The organism is Streptomyces sp. NPDC006393 (assembly GCF_040628575.1).
In the GTDB taxonomy this organism is placed as follows: Bacteria; Actinomycetota; Actinomycetes; order Streptomycetales; family Streptomycetaceae; genus Streptomyces.
Window position 1 is genome coordinate 37,656 of the sequence record NZ_JBEXZD010000030.1, and the last position, 15,013, is coordinate 52,668.

Below are 15,013 nucleotides of genomic sequence, written 5' to 3' on the forward strand. Positions count from 1 at the left end.
ACCCGTGGCCGCCCTGGAAACATCGCCGGTATCACGCTCGGGAGCCGGACCGTCACGTCAGCGGGCCCACCGAACTCAGGTCACGAAAACGTATCGGACATATCACGCATCAACCTTCACACAAGCCACACCAGTTGGTTACCGTTCCGCGCGGACCTTGCCCCGGAGCCCGAAGGAGTCGCCGTCCCTTGGCGTCGCACCACACCACCACGCCGGTATCGCCGTCCGCCTCGGCGGAAGAGGTCGAGAAGAAGCTCGACGAGCTGTACCGGCAGGCCGCCGGGCCGGACGCCGGGCCGTACAGCCCGGCCGGCCACACCGCGGCCCGGGAGGAGTCCGCCGGACAGCGCGGCCGGGTCACCGCGCTCCTCGACGACGTGGCCAGGCGCACCGACATGCTCGGCAGGGCGCGCGAGATGCTCCAGGCCATCGCCGGGAGCCAGGCCCGCACCGAGGCCGCCGCCCCCGACGCCACCGCCCTCCTCCCCGAGACCCCGCAGGGCTACTTCGACCAGGCTCAGCTGATGAGCCGGCTGATCGCCCGCCAGAAAAGCCTGATCGGCCACTCGCCGGCGCGGCGGTCCTCGAGGCTTTTGAGGTCGGAGGCGAGCGCGGGGCGGCAGGAGGCCTCCGGCGCCGACGAGTCGGGCAGGCGGTCGACCGCACGTGCGGCCGTGGATCCGGTCGTGCATTCGTCCGTACATTGGTCCGTACACGCGTCCGTACACGCGTCGGTCGGGCAGGCGGCCGGGGCTCAGCGTGACATCCGGGCGGCCAAGGCCGCCGTCCAATGGAAGCTCGCCGAGGCCCGCGCGCTGCTCGCCCAGGCCCGCGCGCTTCCGGCGGACGCGGCCACCGCGCCGGAGGGGGCCGGGGCCGGGGAGCCGATGGTGGAGCCCGCGCTGCCGGGCGGGGCCGCGCGGGGAGAGGCCCGGAAGGCCCTCGCCTTCGCCCGTGCGCAGATCGGCAAACCGTACGTCTGGGGTGCGGCCGGTCCCGGTTCGTACGACTCTTCCGGACTGGCCCAGGCCGCGTGGAAGGCCGCAGGGGTCGCCCTGCCGCGCACCGGCCGTGACCAGGCCGAAGCGGGCAGACGGGTCCCGCTGTCCGAGGCGCTCCCCGGCGACCTGGTCCTCTTCCACGGCGAGGCCGGTCACGTCGGTGTCTACGCCGGCGACGGCACGATGATCCACGCTCCACGGCCCGGCACGCACGTCCGTGAGGAGTCGGTCTTCTACGAGGGGGCGTCGGCGATCCTGGGCGTGGTGCGTCCGGCCTGAGCGCCCCGGCTCCTTTTTGCGTGCGCCCGCGCGCGTGCCTCCTCGCGCGGCGCGCACAGCTCTTAGCATCAGGATCATGCCCGCCACCTCACCCCTTCGCGCCTGGCTGGCGCAGCGTCCGCCGGCCGCCGGGGCCGCCGTCATGGCGACCGGAATCCTGTCGGTCGGACTTCATCTGACGGGCTACGAGGCGCTGTCGCTCGCCGTCCTCGCGGTGGCCTGCGTCGCCTGGCTGGCGCTGGCGGCGGACTTCGTCGTACGGCTGCTGCGCGAGCGGGCGCGCTGGGTCCAGGAGGCGGGGACACCGGGCGCGCTGACCGGGGTCGCCGCGACCTCCGTGCTGGGCACCCGCTTCTCGGCACTGGGCTGGCAGCACGTCGCCGAGGCGGCGCTCGCGCTGGCCGTGGTGATGTGGCCCTGGCTGCTCGTGCGGGTCGTGCGCAACTCACGGCGTCCCATGCCGGGGTCCGTCTTCCTGTGCTGCGTGGCCACGGAGGGGCTGAGCGTGCTCGGCGCATCGGTGGCCAGGGCGGAGGCGACGGCCTGGCTCGCGCACACGGCGCTGGTGTTCTTCTGGCTCGGTCTCGTGCTCTACGTCTTCGCGCTGAGCCGCTTCGATCTTCGGCAGGTCGTCGAGGGGCGCGGGGACCACTGGGTCGCGGGCGGAGCACTGGCGATCTCCGCACTCGCCGGCGCGAAGCTGATCGCCGCCGGCACCGGGGGCCTGTACTTGTGGAACGAGGACGACCGCGGAGTCCTGCACACCGTCACCCTGGCCCTGCTCGCCTTCGACCTGTGCTGGTGCACCGTCCTGCTCGTGGCCGAGCTGGCACGGCCCCGGCTCGGCTACGACCTGTGCCGCTGGTCGACCGTCTTCCCTCTGGGCATGACGGCGGCGGCGATGCTGTCCGTGGCCGCCGCCCTGGACATCCCGCGGTTCACGGTGCCCGGCGAGGCGCTGCTGTGGGTGGCCGTGGCGGCATGGGTGGCCGTCGCCGCCGGGGCCGTGACGGACGCGCGCGCCGAACTCAGGTCCACAGCACCGCGATGAAGATGTTCGCCATGGTCAGCAGGCCCACGACGCCGAACATGCTCTTGTCGACCTTCTCGTCGTCGCGCTTGACGTAGACCAGGCCGAGGATCACGATCAGCAGCGCCAGCTTCACGCCGATCTTGATGTTGTCGACGTGGTAGTCCTGTGCCTCGTTGAGACCGACCAGGACGACACCGGTGACCAGCATGGTCAGCGCGCCGTGCAGCATGGCCGGCACGAACCGGGCCGTGCCCTGGCCCATCGCCTTCATCTGGGTGAGGAAACCGCCGAGCAGCGCCGCGATCCCGATGATGTGCAGGCCGACGAAGAGATGGATGAGTACGTCCATGAGGCCGGAGCCTAACCAGCGGCCCGCTCACCTCGGACACCGGCCCGGCAGCTCGGACCGTACGGACCGGCCCTCGGTCAGCGGCACGGACCGGCCCCTCGGTCAGCGGCAGGGACCGGCCCCTCGGTCAGCGGCTCGCGCGAGAGGCGCGCACGCGGCACGAATGCCCGCCGGGCCGCCGACGCATATATGCGCCCCATAGCACCCAGGCGTCCACCCCTCCCCCCGAACCGCCGCATCGGTCATCGCTCTGTGTGAAGTCGCCACGCCCAGCCCCGGATCACGGTCACATACGGTCACCGGGTGGTCCCCTCCCGCCAGTTCCGTACATGGAGTCACAGAGTGGTTACGGAACGCCCTAGCGTCCTCCCCCAGGTGACCGGCTCCCCACCGCCGCCCGGGCCAGGGGCGGCAGCCGGGCACCCCCGCCAGAAGTCCGGCGGCGGCGCGCTCCCCCTGTGTGGGCCGCCGCCGGACGCCCCCGCCCGCTTCCGCGGCCCGACGAAGGGACGTGACGGTCCACGTGGCAGCGCACCGCAGGCCCCGACAGCGCTCGCTCAACGGCAGTACGGCGCGTACGGCCGCCACGATCGCCCTCGCCGGCGCGGCGACGGCCACGGGCTTCGACGGCATCGGGCAGGCGGCGCCGCAGCTGACGCCGGAGCAGGTCAAGGCCAGGGTGGACAAGCTGTACCAGGAGGCGGAGGTCGCCACCGAGAAGTACGACGGGGCGAAGGAGAAGGCGGACGCGGCGGAGAGGCGGCTCAAGACGCTCGGCGACGAGGCGGCCCGCAGGCAGCAGGGACTCAACGCGGCACGGGACGCCCTCGGCTCGATCGCCGCGGCGCAGTACCGGGAGGGCGGGATCGACCCCTCGGTGCGGCTGATGCTCTCCGACGACCCCGGGCGGTATCTGCGGGGCGCGGAGTTCGCGGAACGGGCCGGCGCCCGGCAGACGGCCGCGGTGTCCGACGTGCGCAGGAAACTGCGGGAGATCGAGCAGTTGCGCGGGGCCGCGCGCATCGAGCTGTCCTCGCTCAGATCGCGGCAGGCGGAGCTGCGCCGGCAGAAGAAGACGATCACCCGCAAACTCGACGAGGCCCGGCGGCTGCTGGCCGGGCTCTCCCCGCAGCAGCGCGCCACGCTCGGCGACGGCACGGGCTCCTCGCACGCCTCCCGCTCGGCTTCCTTGAGGGACGCGCTCGGCACCCCCGGCTCGGCGTCCGCGCCCAGCTCCCGTGCTGCGGCGGCCGTCACCTACGCGTACCAGAAGCTCGGCAGCCCCTATGTGTGGGGCGCGACCGGACCCGACGCCTTCGACTGCTCGGGCCTGGCCCAGGCCGCCTACCGCGCCGCCGGGATCTCCCTCCCCCGCACCACCTACGCCCAGATCAACGCCGGCCGCCGTGTCGCCCGGTCCGATCTCCGCCCCGGCGACCTGGTGTTCTTCTACTCCGGGATCAGCCACGTCGGCATCTATGTGGGCAACGGCCAGATGATCCACGCACCGAACCCCTCGGCCCCGGTCCGCCTGGCCCCGATCGACCAGATGCCGTTCGCGGGGGCGACTCGGGTGGCGTAGAAGGGCCGGCGGGGCGGCCGGTCACACCAGCCGGCGCGCGGTCGCCCAGCGGGTCAGCTCGTGGCGGTTGGACAGCTGGAGCTTGCGCAGGACCGCCGAGACATGGGACTCGACCGTCTTGACGGAGATGAACAGCTGCTTGGCGATCTCCTTGTAGGCGTAGCCGCGGGCGATCAGTCTCAGGACCTCGCGCTCGCGCTGGGTGAGGCGGTCGAGGTCCTCGTCGACCGGCGGGGCGTCGGTGGAGGCGAAGGCGTCGAGGACGAAGCCGGCCAGGCGCGGCGAGAAGACGGCGTCGCCCTCCTGGACCCGGAAGATCGAGTCAATGAGGTCGGAACCGGTGATCGTCTTCGTCACATATCCGCGTGCGCCGCCGCGGATCACACCGATCACGTCCTCCGCCGCGTCCGAGACGGACAGCGCGAGGAAACGGACCGGCTGCTCGGCGTCGGCCATCAGCGAGGCGCAGCGCCGCAGCACTTCGACCCCGCCGCCGCCGGGAAGGTGGACGTCGAGGAGGACCACCTCGGGTCGGGTCGCGGTGATGACCGTGACCGCCTGGTCGACGTCGGCGGCCTCGCCGACGACCTCCACGCCGGTCTCGTCGGTCCGGCCGATCTCGGCCTGGACGCCCGTACGGAACATGCGGTGGTCGTCGACGAGGACCACGCGCACATGCCGCCCGCCGGCACCGCCGCCGACGGCCCCGGCCGCCTCCGTCGTCTCCGCTCCCGCCGTACCGTTCGCCTCGGTCGGGTCGCTCATCACGTGTTCTCCGCCCTCTCCATCTCCAGCTCGACCTCCGTGCCGCCGTCCGGCACGGCGCGCAGCCGAGCCGTGCCCCCGTTGCGCTCCATACGGCCGATGATCGATTCTCTGACGCCCATGCGGTCGGCGGGTATCGCGTCGAGGTCGAAGCCCGGCCCGCGGTCCCGCACGGACACGAAGACCGTCCTGCCCTCGACTTCGGCGTACACCTGCACGGCGCCTCCCTCGCCACCGTACTTGGCCGCGTTCACCATGGCTTCGCGCGCGGCCTGCATCTGGGCGCCGATCCGTTCGTCGAGCGGGCAGTCGCCGACCACGACCACCTCGATGGGGACGCCGTGCTTGTCCTCGACCTCGGCGGCGTTGCGCTTGACCGCCTCGGCGAGGGTGGCCGGTTCGTCGGCCTCGTCCTTGCCGTTGCCCTCCGGTCTGTACAGCCAGGCGCGCAGGTCGCGCTCCTGGGCGCGGGCGAGGCGGCGGACCTCGCCCGCGTTCTCCGCGTTGCGCTGGATCAGGGTCAGGGTGTGCAGCACCGAGTCGTGGACATGGGCGGCGACCTCGGCGCGCTCCTGGGCGCGGATGCGCATCAGGCGCTCCTCGGAGAGGTCCTGGGTCATGCGCACCAGGTACGGGCCCGCGAGCAGGGTGACGCCCACTAGGACGGCGAGGGCCGCCTGGAGCACCGAGCCGAGGTGGGCGGCGGACCCCTGCAGCACGAAGATGGCCGAGACACCGGCGGTGACCAGCAGGACTCCCGCGCCGGCGCGCAGCAGCGTGAGCGTACGGCGGTGGCGGCCCACCTCCACCCAGCGGGCCCGGCGGGCGTTGTCCGCCTGACGCCAGACCAGGGCCACGCCCGCGGCGACGAGGACGGCCGGCACCAGGTACGCCTTGGCGCCGCCTCCCAGGTTCACGCTGCCGACGAAGACCATCGCCACGACGACCATGAGGAGCAGGGCGACGATCTGGCCCTTGTCCGGTTTGCGGGCGACGAGTCTGCGCCGGCCGTCCGGCGAGGTCTCCGCGGTGACGAGCGAGGGCGGTTTCTGGTCGCCGACGCCGCCGACGCCGAGCGGGACGAAGAACCAGAAGGCCGCGTACAGCAGCGCGCCGAGACCGTCGGCCATGAACAGGCCGACGAAGACGAGCCGCACCCAGACCACGGGCAGCCCGAGGTGCCCGGCGAGGCCCCGCGCCACTCCGCCGAGCCAGCGTCCGTCGCTGCTGCGGTAGAGCTTGCGCGGCGGCCGCGGGTCGTCGAGAGGCAGTGCTGCGGCTTCCGGCATGTCATCGATGGTCACATGCCCGCGGGGCCGGGTCATCAGGGTCCGCCCCCGAGACGCCCCTGATCTTGGAGCGATCTTCGGGGGATCCCGGGCGGCGCGGTACCGTCCGTGGGCCGGGAGCCCGTCGAGGGCCCGGCGCAGACGGGTCGGAGACCGAGCGGAAGGCCGCGTCGGAGGCCGTTGCGGAAGCCCGTCGAACGCATCCCCGGCCGTGGCTCAGGGGCGAATCAGGGTTCGGCCAGGGTCGTCCCGGCTCCCGCCGCGGCGGCGCGCCCGTCACCATGGACGCATGAGGAATCACCAGCACGCCGCGACGGGTCCGGAACCCGGCCCCGGCCCCCGCCCGGTCCCGGGCGCCGGGCCGCGGGACACCGCGCCCGGCACGGGTGCGGGTGAGGAACCGTGCGCGCACGAGCGCACGGGCGCGCACGGAACAGAGAGAACAGGGACGGACGGAACAGGCGGACAGCCGGGTGCGGACGACGGGCCCGGGCGGACCGGAGAGGCGAGTGTGACAGGGACGACGGGGGCGACGGGCCGGCCGGAGACGGCCGAGGGGCCGCGCCCCGGCCGGGACGAGCGGCCCGGCCGGGGCGGCGCTGCCGCAGCTGCGGACGGAGCGTCGGCCGGCGCGGGAGCGGGAGTCGGCTTCCCGGCTGCCGAGGGGCCGGAAGCCGCCGCGGGCTCACCGAGGTTCCGGCGGGACCGGCGGCACCACCTGATCGGCGGGGTGTGCTCGGGTCTGGGCCGGCTGTGCGACATGGACCCGGTGATCTTCCGCATCACGCTGGCCGTGCTCGCCGCGACCGGCGGTATCGGCCTGATCTTCTACGGCTTCGCCTGGCTCTTCGTGCCCTACGACGACGAGGACGAGAACGAGGTGCGCAAGCTCCTCACCGGCCGGGTGGACGGACAGGCGCTGGCGGCCGTGCTGTTCGCACTGGTCGGCTGCGGGGTCTTCCTGTCGATGCTGCGCAACGGCAGTGTGCTGACCTTCGCGGTCGTCCTCTCCCTGCTGATCGCGGGCGCCGGGTACTGGTCGCGGTACCGCGGTGCGCCCGACCCCGACCCGCTGGCCGCCCAGGCCGTCGCCGACGCCCCCCCGGAGGCCCAGGCGCCACCGGCGCCCGCCGCCTACCCGTCCTGGTGGCGCGACCCGATCGTCAAGGACGGCACCCATGTCGGCGGCACCGGCTATCTGTGGGGCCCCCGCGACTCGCGCGACCGGGACATCGCGGCGGCCGTCAACATCAGCCTCGGCGGCCGCGACGACGAGGAGGTGCGCACCCCGCGCGCCGAGCCGCCCCGCCCGCGCGGTCCGCGCGGCCCGCGCTGGATCGGCGGCTGGGTCTTCCTGCTCGCCCTGGTCGCGGGCGGTCTGGGCACCGGCCTGACCTGGAGCGACCACACGCTCGGCACCAGCCTCCAGACCGGTCTGGCGTGCGCGCTCGGCGTCTTCGGCCTGGGCATAGCGGTCAGCGCCTTCCTGGGCCGCACGGGAGCGGGCTCGATCCTGCTGGCGCTCATCACCGCGGGGCTGCTCGCCGGCTCGGCGGCGCTTCCCAAGGACATCACCACGCACTGGTCGCACACGACCTGGCGGCCCGCCGCGGCGGCGGAGGTGAAGCCGAAGTACGACCTCGGCACCGGCGAGGGCACCCTCGACCTGACCCGCGTACATGTCGGCGGCGGCCGGACAGTGGCCGCGCGGGCTCAGGTGGGGATGGGACGGCTGCGGGTGATCGTCGCCCAGGGCGTGACCGTGCGGGCGACCATCGACGTGGGGGTCGGCGACATCAGGTTGCCGGGTGACAGCTCCAAGGACGTGGACGTGGCGCCGGGCAGGCACCAGCAGGTGACCCTGGCCCCGCCGGCGGGCGTGAAGAACACCGGGACACTCGATCTCGACCTTCAGGTCGGCATGGGACAGGCGGAGGTGAGCCGTGCTGCGTCATGAATTCCAGCCGGGCAAGCTGGTGGGCGGGATCTTCCTCATCGCGGCGGGTGTCGTCTACGCCGGGGACGCCCGCGGCCTCTGGCAGACCCCGTGGTTCGTGGGGGTCCCGCTGGTGGTGGGCGGACTGTGTCTGGCCGGGGTGGTTGCGGGCCTCAACGCAGCCGTGCGGAGGCGCCGCCGAGCCCGTCGCGGCGGTATCCGCGAGCCCCGGGCGGAGGGGGTGGGCTGAGCCCCGCGCGGAGGGGGTGGGCTGAGCCAGGGCCGGTGGCAGTCGGGATGCGGCGGGTACCCCCGGCATCCCGACCACCGGGGTGGTCCCCGGACCTACCGGTAGTCCCCGGCGCCCCGCCGCCGCACCCGCAGGGCGGCGTCCAGGGAGAACATCGGGGTGCCGGCCAGGACCAGGGGCAGCCAGGCCATCAGATAGGCGAGGTCGTTGCCGAAGTAGTAGGGGGTGGTGGCCCAGCTGACCGTGAGCCACAGGCTGAGGGAGATCAGCGCGCCGCCGAGCGCGGCCAGCCGGCCCAGCAGTCCGACCAGCACCCCGATGCCGACGGCGAGCTCACCGAAGGCGATGGCGTAGCCGAAGCCGACGGGGCTCTTCAGGGCGAGGTCGACGAGGGCCGGGATCGCGGAGGAGTCACGCACGGCGTGCATCGTGTCGCCGAGTGATCCGGGCCCGGAGGCCTTCATGAAGGCGCTGTCGGTGAGTTTGTCCAGGCCGGCGTAGACGAAGGTGACACCCAGGAAGACACGGAGGGGAAGGAGGGAGTAACGGGCGGCGACGTCCCGCCAGGTATCTCGCCGATCCGCATACGACGTCTGTGTATCCGTACGAAGACCGTGAGTCATCACTCTCAGCCACCTCTCACCGCAAGGCCGTTTACCAGTCAACCGACCATACGTACGGAAGAAAGGACCCGTTCAACCGCGCTCGGCCGTTTTCCCGATTTCTTTCCGGCTTCCGGATGGTTTCGGCGCCCGCGGTTCACTCCGATGGTTCCGGCGCGCGCGGCTCACTCGTGGCTCACTCGGTCACGTCGATCGCGTACCGGTTCGTCTCCACCCCCGCCGCGGTCACCAGTTGCACCTCGACCCGGCCCGGTTCCACGTCCGCCGGGACGGGCACGGTCAGCGCGGTGTCCGTGGGGTTGCTGAAGCCTCCGGTGACCGGGACCAGGGGCACGTGGACGTTGACCGCGCCGATGCGGACCACCATCCGCGACAGCCGGTCGGCGGCCTGCGCTCCGGGCGGGACGAACCCCGCGCCGCGGATCTCGATGTCGTCGCCGGTGCGGATCGGCGCGTCCAGGTCGCCGGCCTCCCGGGCCCGGACCACCGAGAGGATCACCGGGCGCCCGCCCTCCGCGTACTTGCCGGCCAGGTAGGTCGCGGCCGACACCAGGGCCACCACCGCGAGCCCCCACGGCAGGTCGGGCAGCTGGTCGGGCCGCCGGGCCAGCCGCACCGCGGCGAACACCAGCGCGACGGCGCTGATCACGACGTACTGGATGTCGGTGAAGGCGCCGCGGCCGGCGTCGTCGGTCAGCAGGTCGGCGGCGCGGGGCCGGTCGGCGCGCACCTTCTGGAGCCGCTGTCCCAGCACCCTCAGCCCGACCACCCGCCGGACCAGCACCGCGATCCCGCAGGCCACGGCGAGCACAGTGACCACGCCGGCGCCGCGGGCCAGTTCCAGTCCGGAGATCAGCGCGTCGCGCTCCGCCGGGCCGGAGGCCGCCGCCAGGCGGCCCACCAGCACCAGCACCGCGTACGCCACGAACAGCACCCAGCCCGCGGCGACCGCGCGTGAGGTGGACAGCCGGTTGTCCTCACCGATGACCGGGGCCAGCGCACCGCCGCGCGCCCGGTGGAACCAGGAGGCGGCCGTCAGCGCCCCGCCCACCAGGACCGCCGCCAGCAGTCCCGCCGTCCGGGCGGTGCTCCAGCCCGCGCCGATCGCCGTCAGCGCCTGCACCAGGAGCAGCAGCCCGACCGCCGATCCCACCGCGATCGCCGTCCGGCGCCACAGCCTCGCCAGCCAGGCCTCGCCCTCGGCACGGCCGCGTTCGGCGACGAGTTCCGCGGACTGGGTCAGCTCCTCCGAGACCCACTGCCGGGAGGCCGACGCCGAGTGGGCCACGGCCGCGGGCAGGCCCTGTCCGGCGGCGAACTCGTCCCGTTTGAGGAGGAATTCGGCCACGGCCCGCCGGTGCCCCGTTCGCGCCCCGTGCGGGCAGTCCCCGCACGTGCAGCCGCCCGCGTGGGCGCTCTTCGCCGCGCCGTCTCTCGCTTCCTGCACCGCCACGCCCGACGCCCGCCTTCCCCAGGAACCGCAGAAATCCCGCCGAAGTCCTGCCGCCAACACCCCACCGCCGACAGCGAATTGTGCCCTACCCCACCCGGTCCCCGTCCGCCCGGTCTGGTCAGCACGGGTGAAGCCCGGCTCGTCGTGTTGACCCGGCTGCGAGAATTCCCTTATGGCCGAGATCATCCAGCGGGACGGAAGCTGGGCCTTCGACGGCGGCACGGTCAGGATCACGCCGGGGCTCCACCGCTCGGTGTCGCTGTTCCGGCAGACGTACGGAGAGATCGCCGTGCCGCTGGAGGCCGTCGCCGGCGTGGTCTACGAGCCCGAGCGCAGACGCGGCCGGCTGCGCATGCGCCTGCGGGAGGGCGCCGACCCCCTGCTCCAGGCGACCGGTGGTCGGCTGCCGGAGGCCGCCGACCCCTATCGCCTGGCGGTGGATCCCGACCGCTCCTCGGTCGCCGAGTACATCGCCGAGGAGATCCGCCAGGCCCTGCTCCTGGACCAGGTGCCCAAGGAGCCGGCCAAGGCCTATCTGCTGGCCGGGCCTCCGGTGCCGGTCTCGGTCCGCTCCTCCGACGGCACGGTCTCCTTCGACGGCGCCCAGGTCCGTGTCGACTGGGCCGACACCTCCGACCGGGTCAAGCGTGCCACCGGCCCGCGCGTCATCGGACTCGGCGAACTGGTCCAGGTCGAGTGGCTGCCCAACTCCGGCTACGAGGACGGCTTCCTGCGTTTCGTGACCCGCGAGACCCTGTTCTCCAAGCTGCCGCCCGAGAAGGACCCCTACGCCCTGGACCTGTGGGGCAACGCCCGCCGGGACCTGCTCACGGCGCTGGTCGCGACCGCCGTCACCGCCCGGCTGCCGCACCCCTCGGCCCGCGCCGGGGCCGGCCTCGCCGACCGCCCGGACCGCACGGCCGCCGTACCGCCCCGGGCCGACCACCACGACGTACTGCTGCGCCGCCTGTGGGAGTTGGGCCAGTTGCACCGGGACGGGGTGCTCACCGACGAGGAGTTCGCGATGACCAAGGCGGCGGTGCTGCGGGGGTTCTAGACCACCGCAACGCCCGGGCTCCGGGCACCCGGAACGCCCGGGCCCTGAACCATCCGGGACCCCGGGACACCGGGACCCCGGGACACCGGGACACCGGGACACCGGGACATCCTGGTTCCCGGCCGCCCGGCTGGCTCAGCTCAGCAGGTCCGGCTCGCTGCGGCTGATGTCCTGCCACAGGGGCTGGTAGTTGATCCAGGCCACCAGGTCTCCGCCGAGCTGTTCGCGCGTCGCGACCGCCGCCTTGTGGTCGATCAGAACCGGCCGCCCGGCCGCGCGGGCGGTGAGCTGCACCTGGGCGGAGCGTTCCATGGTCAGGAACCACCAGGCGGCGGCGTCCACCGAGTCGCCTACCGTCAGCAGGCCGTGGTTGCGCAGCACCAGCGCCTTGTGCGAGCCCAGCGCGGCCGCGATCCGGCGGCCGGCCACCGCGTCGACGGCGACGCCGGTGTAGGCGTCGTAGAGAGCGTGGTCCTCGTAGAAGGCGCAGCTCTCCTGGGTGATGGGCTCCAGCAGGTCGCCCAGGGCCGCCAGGGCCCGCCCGTGCACCGAGTGGCAGTGCGCGACCGCGACCACGTCCGGGCGGGCCGCGTGGACCTGGGCGTGCACGGTGAACGCGGCCTGGTTGACGTGGTAGCGGCCCTCGACGACCTGCCCGTCCTGGTTGGCGAGGACGAGGTCGCTCACGGTGACGTGTGTGAACGGCATCCCGAAGGGATTGACCCAGAAGCAGTCGCTGAACTCGGGGTCGCGGGCGGTGATGTGCCCGGAGACGCCGTCCTCGAACCCGTACCGCCCGAAGAGCCGCAGCGCGCCCGCGAGCCGCTCCTTGCGGTACCGGCGTTCGTCCTCGGCCGACTCGTGCTTGGGCGGCATGGCGAACCGCAGCTGGTCCGTGGGCAGGGGCGGGGGCGGAGTGGGCCCGGGCATTGGTCCTCCGGCACTCGGTTGCGTACGGGCGGGAAGTTACCGTCGGTCAGCCCGGGAGAACAGGGCTTGCCGGAAGAGGAGAGGAAGGCCGTGCCGAAAGGCGACAGAAGATGTCGGGTTTCGGCGCCACACTCGCCGTATGGCAGCCCACTGGGAATCCTTCGTCGCCGCCGAACCGGACCTCGCCAGGACCGTCGAGGAACGCTTCCGCGCCCACACCCATCACGTCCTCGTCACCCTGCGCAAGGACGGCTCACCGCGGACCTCCGGCCTGGAGGTCGACTTTCGCCGCGGCGAGCTGTGGCTGGGGATGATGTGGGACTCGCTCAAGGCCCGCGACCTGCGCCGCGACCCCCGTTTCGCGCTCCAGGCCAACCCCGGGGAGGGCACCGGCATGGGCGGCGGTGACGTACGGATCAGCGGGCGGGCGATCGAGGTGGCCGACGGCCCGCAGAAGTCCGCTTACACGGAAGAGGTGGAACCGCCGCAGCCGTACCACCTCTTCCGCACCGAGCTGACCGAGGTCGTGCGGACCTACGTCCAGGACGAGAAGTACCTCGTCGTCCAGGTCTGGAAGCCCGGCGAGCCGGTGCGCACGATCAAGCGCACCTGAGCCCCTTCACCGCAGTCACCGCAGGGGCCTACTCCCACTCGATGGTCCCCGGCGGCTTCGAGGTCACATCGAGGACGACCCGGTTGACGTCCCGCACCTCGTTCGTGATCCGCGTCGAGATCCTCGCGAGGACGTCGTACGGCAGCCGGGACCAGTCGGCGGTCATGGCGTCCTCGGACGAGACCGGGCGCAGGACGATCGGGTGGCCGTAGGTGCGGCCGTCACCCTGGACGCCGACGCTGCGGACGTCCGCGAGCAGGACCACGGGGCACTGCCAGATGTCCCGGTCCAGGCCGGCCGCGGTCAGCTCCTCGCGGGCGATGGCGTCGGCCTCGCGCAGCAGGTCCAGGCGCTCCTTGGTCACCTCGCCGACGATACGGATGCCGAGGCCCGGACCCGGGAACGGCTGGCGCTGGACGATCTCCTCCGGCAGGCCGAGTTCCTGGCCGACCATGCGGACCTCGTCCTTGAACAGCTTGCGCAGCGGCTCGATCAGCTTGAACTCGAGGTCCTCGGGCAGGCCGCCGACATTGTGGTGCGACTTGATGTTCGCGGTGCCGGTCCCGCCGCCGGACTCGACGACGTCCGGGTAGAGCGTGCCCTGAACGAGGAACTCCACGGCCGGGCCCTCGTCCGCGATGATCTCCGCCTGGGCCTGCTCGAAGACCCGGATGAACTCGCGGCCGATGATCTTCCGCTTCTCCTCGGGGTCACTGACCCCGGCGAGCGCCTTCAGGAAGCGCTCCTCGGCGTCGACGACCTTCAGCTGCACGCCGGTGGCCGCGACGAAGTCCTTCTCGACCTGCTCCGTCTCGCCCTTGCGCATCAGGCCGTGGTCGACGTACACGCAGGTCAGCTGCGAGCCGATGGCCTTCTGCACCAGGGCGGCGGCCACCGCGGAGTCGACACCGCCGGACAGCCCGCAGATCGCGCGCCTGTCCCCGACCAGCTCGCGGATCGCCTCGACCTGCTCCTCGATGACGTTGCCCGTGGTCCAGTTCGGCTCCAGGCCCGCGCCGCGGTACAGGAAGTGCTCCAGCACCTGCTGGCCGTGCGTGGAGTGCATGACCTCGGGGTGGTACTGGACGCCGTAGAGCTTCTTCTCGTCGTTCTCGAACGCGGCGACCGGGACGACGTCCGTGGAGGCCGTGACGGTGAAGCCCTCGGGGGCGGCGGAGCAGGCGTCGCCGTGCGACATCCACACCGGCTGCTCGGCCGGGGTGCCCTCGAAGAGGGTGGAGGACGCCTTGGAGACGTGCAGCGGCGTACGGCCGTACTCGCGGGCGCCGCTGTTGTCGACGGTGCCGCCGAGGACCTGGGCCATCAGCTGGAAGCCGTAGCACATGCCGAAGACGGGGACGCCGGCCTCGAAGATCTCGCGGTCCAGGCGGGGGGCGCCCTCCTCGTACACGGACGAGGGGCCGCCGGAGAGGATGATCGCCGCCGGGTTCTTGGCGAGCATCTCGGCCACCGGCATGGTGCTGGGGACGATCTCGCTGTAGACCCGGGCCTCGCGGACGCGACGGGCGATGAGCTGGGCGTACTGCGCACCGAAGTCGACGACCAGGACGGTGTCGGGGGTGGCGGCAGCGGGGGGCGCTGATGACACGGGAGCCTTCCGGCGGATCGGGCGGGGGTCTCTGTGCTGGCCAATTCTACCGGGGTGGGCGTGTGTGACCCCGACGTCGTCCTCGGCCCGCGTCCGGAACCCCCGTCTCATCATGCGAACCGTGTTGGACTCGGCCCCGGCACCCGGCATACTGGGCCCATGCTCCAGCACCAGACCTTCGTCTTTACCTATGGCAACCGGCCCGCCGGCTGCCATGGTCGTGCTGCTTGAGCTACTGACAAGC

Annotated in this window: 14 protein-coding genes; 7 read left to right on the forward strand and 7 right to left on the reverse strand. The window is 72.8% G+C overall.

Features of this window, described 5'->3' with window-relative positions; translation table 11 throughout:
* The first annotated feature begins 188 nt into the window (after positions 1-188).
* Positions 189-1,280 carry a C40 family peptidase gene (locus ABZ484_RS15345; protein ID WP_358866367.1) on the forward strand — a complete coding sequence of 364 codons (1,092 nt, stop codon included), beginning with the start codon at positions 189-191 and terminating at the stop codon, positions 1,278-1,280.
* 76 nt (positions 1,281-1,356) lie between these two features.
* On the forward strand, positions 1,357-2,331 hold the full coding sequence (locus ABZ484_RS15350) for a tellurite resistance/C4-dicarboxylate transporter family protein (protein WP_358866368.1): 975 nt from the start codon (positions 1,357-1,359) through the stop codon (positions 2,329-2,331).
* Here the strand turns inward: ABZ484_RS15350 and ABZ484_RS15355 are convergent.
* Complete coding sequence (locus ABZ484_RS15355) at positions 2,309-2,662, reverse strand: hypothetical protein (RefSeq protein ID WP_358866369.1); 354 nt, start codon at positions 2,660-2,662, stop codon at positions 2,309-2,311. The genes ABZ484_RS15350 and ABZ484_RS15355 overlap by 23 nt on opposite strands.
* A 523-nt stretch (positions 2,663-3,185) precedes the next feature.
* On the opposite strand from ABZ484_RS15355, the gene ABZ484_RS15360 reads away from it, so the two are divergent.
* A complete protein-coding gene (locus ABZ484_RS15360) occupies positions 3,186-4,244 on the forward strand; it encodes an NlpC/P60 family protein (RefSeq protein ID WP_358866395.1) in 1,059 nt (352 codons plus the stop codon).
* Positions 4,245-4,265: 21 nt separating this feature from the next.
* Here ABZ484_RS15360 and ABZ484_RS15365 read toward each other — a convergent pair whose 3' ends face one another.
* Together ABZ484_RS15365 and ABZ484_RS15370 are read right to left on the reverse strand one after the other, a co-directional pair.
* Complete coding sequence (locus ABZ484_RS15365; RefSeq protein WP_358866370.1) at positions 4,266-5,009, reverse strand: response regulator transcription factor; 744 nt, start codon at positions 5,007-5,009, stop codon at positions 4,266-4,268.
* Positions 5,009-6,298: a PspC domain-containing protein gene (locus ABZ484_RS15370; protein ID WP_358866371.1), complete on the reverse strand. Its 1,290-nt coding sequence runs from the start codon at positions 6,296-6,298 to the stop codon at positions 5,009-5,011. The genes ABZ484_RS15365 and ABZ484_RS15370 overlap by 1 nt, the downstream gene beginning before the upstream one ends.
* Positions 6,299-6,809: 511 nt before the next feature.
* On the opposite strand from ABZ484_RS15370, the gene ABZ484_RS15375 reads away from it, so the two are divergent.
* Together ABZ484_RS15375 and ABZ484_RS15380 are read left to right on the forward strand one after the other, a co-directional pair.
* Positions 6,810-8,255, forward strand: a complete 1,446-nt coding sequence (locus ABZ484_RS15375; RefSeq protein ID WP_358866372.1) for a PspC domain-containing protein — start codon at positions 6,810-6,812, stop codon at positions 8,253-8,255.
* On the forward strand, positions 8,242-8,484 hold the full coding sequence (locus ABZ484_RS15380) for a hypothetical protein (protein ID WP_358866373.1): 243 nt from the start codon (positions 8,242-8,244) through the stop codon (positions 8,482-8,484). The genes ABZ484_RS15375 and ABZ484_RS15380 overlap by 14 nt, the downstream gene beginning before the upstream one ends.
* 95 nt (positions 8,485-8,579) lie before the next feature.
* On the opposite strand, the gene ABZ484_RS15385 is transcribed toward ABZ484_RS15380, so the two are convergent.
* On the reverse strand, positions 8,580-9,107 hold the full coding sequence (locus ABZ484_RS15385; RefSeq protein ID WP_358866374.1) for a DoxX family protein: 528 nt from the start codon (positions 9,105-9,107) through the stop codon (positions 8,580-8,582).
* Between the two features lie 175 nt (positions 9,108-9,282).
* Positions 9,283-10,560: a hypothetical protein gene (locus ABZ484_RS15390; protein WP_358866375.1), complete on the reverse strand. Its 1,278-nt coding sequence runs from the start codon at positions 10,558-10,560 to the stop codon at positions 9,283-9,285.
* 172 nt (positions 10,561-10,732) lie between these two features.
* Here ABZ484_RS15390 and ABZ484_RS15395 point away from each other — a divergent pair, with 172 nt between their 5' ends.
* Complete coding sequence (locus ABZ484_RS15395) at positions 10,733-11,617, forward strand: DUF4429 domain-containing protein (RefSeq protein ID WP_358866376.1); 885 nt, start codon at positions 10,733-10,735, stop codon at positions 11,615-11,617.
* Positions 11,618-11,752: 135 nt separating this feature from the next.
* Here the strand turns inward: ABZ484_RS15395 and ABZ484_RS15400 are convergent, their stop codons facing one another.
* Positions 11,753-12,547: a class II aldolase/adducin family protein gene (locus tag ABZ484_RS15400; RefSeq protein ID WP_358866377.1), complete on the reverse strand. Its 795-nt coding sequence runs from the start codon at positions 12,545-12,547 to the stop codon at positions 11,753-11,755.
* A 139-nt stretch (positions 12,548-12,686) separates the two neighbouring features.
* Here ABZ484_RS15400 and ABZ484_RS15405 point away from each other — a divergent pair, with 139 nt between their 5' ends.
* Complete coding sequence (locus ABZ484_RS15405) at positions 12,687-13,160, forward strand: pyridoxamine 5'-phosphate oxidase family protein (protein WP_358866378.1); 474 nt, start codon at positions 12,687-12,689, stop codon at positions 13,158-13,160.
* A gap of 28 nt (positions 13,161-13,188) precedes the next feature.
* Here the strand turns inward: ABZ484_RS15405 and guaA are convergent, their stop codons facing one another.
* Complete coding sequence (guaA, locus tag ABZ484_RS15410) at positions 13,189-14,769, reverse strand: glutamine-hydrolyzing GMP synthase (protein ID WP_358866379.1); 1,581 nt, start codon at positions 14,767-14,769, stop codon at positions 13,189-13,191.
* Between the last annotated feature and the right edge of the window lie 244 nt (positions 14,770-15,013).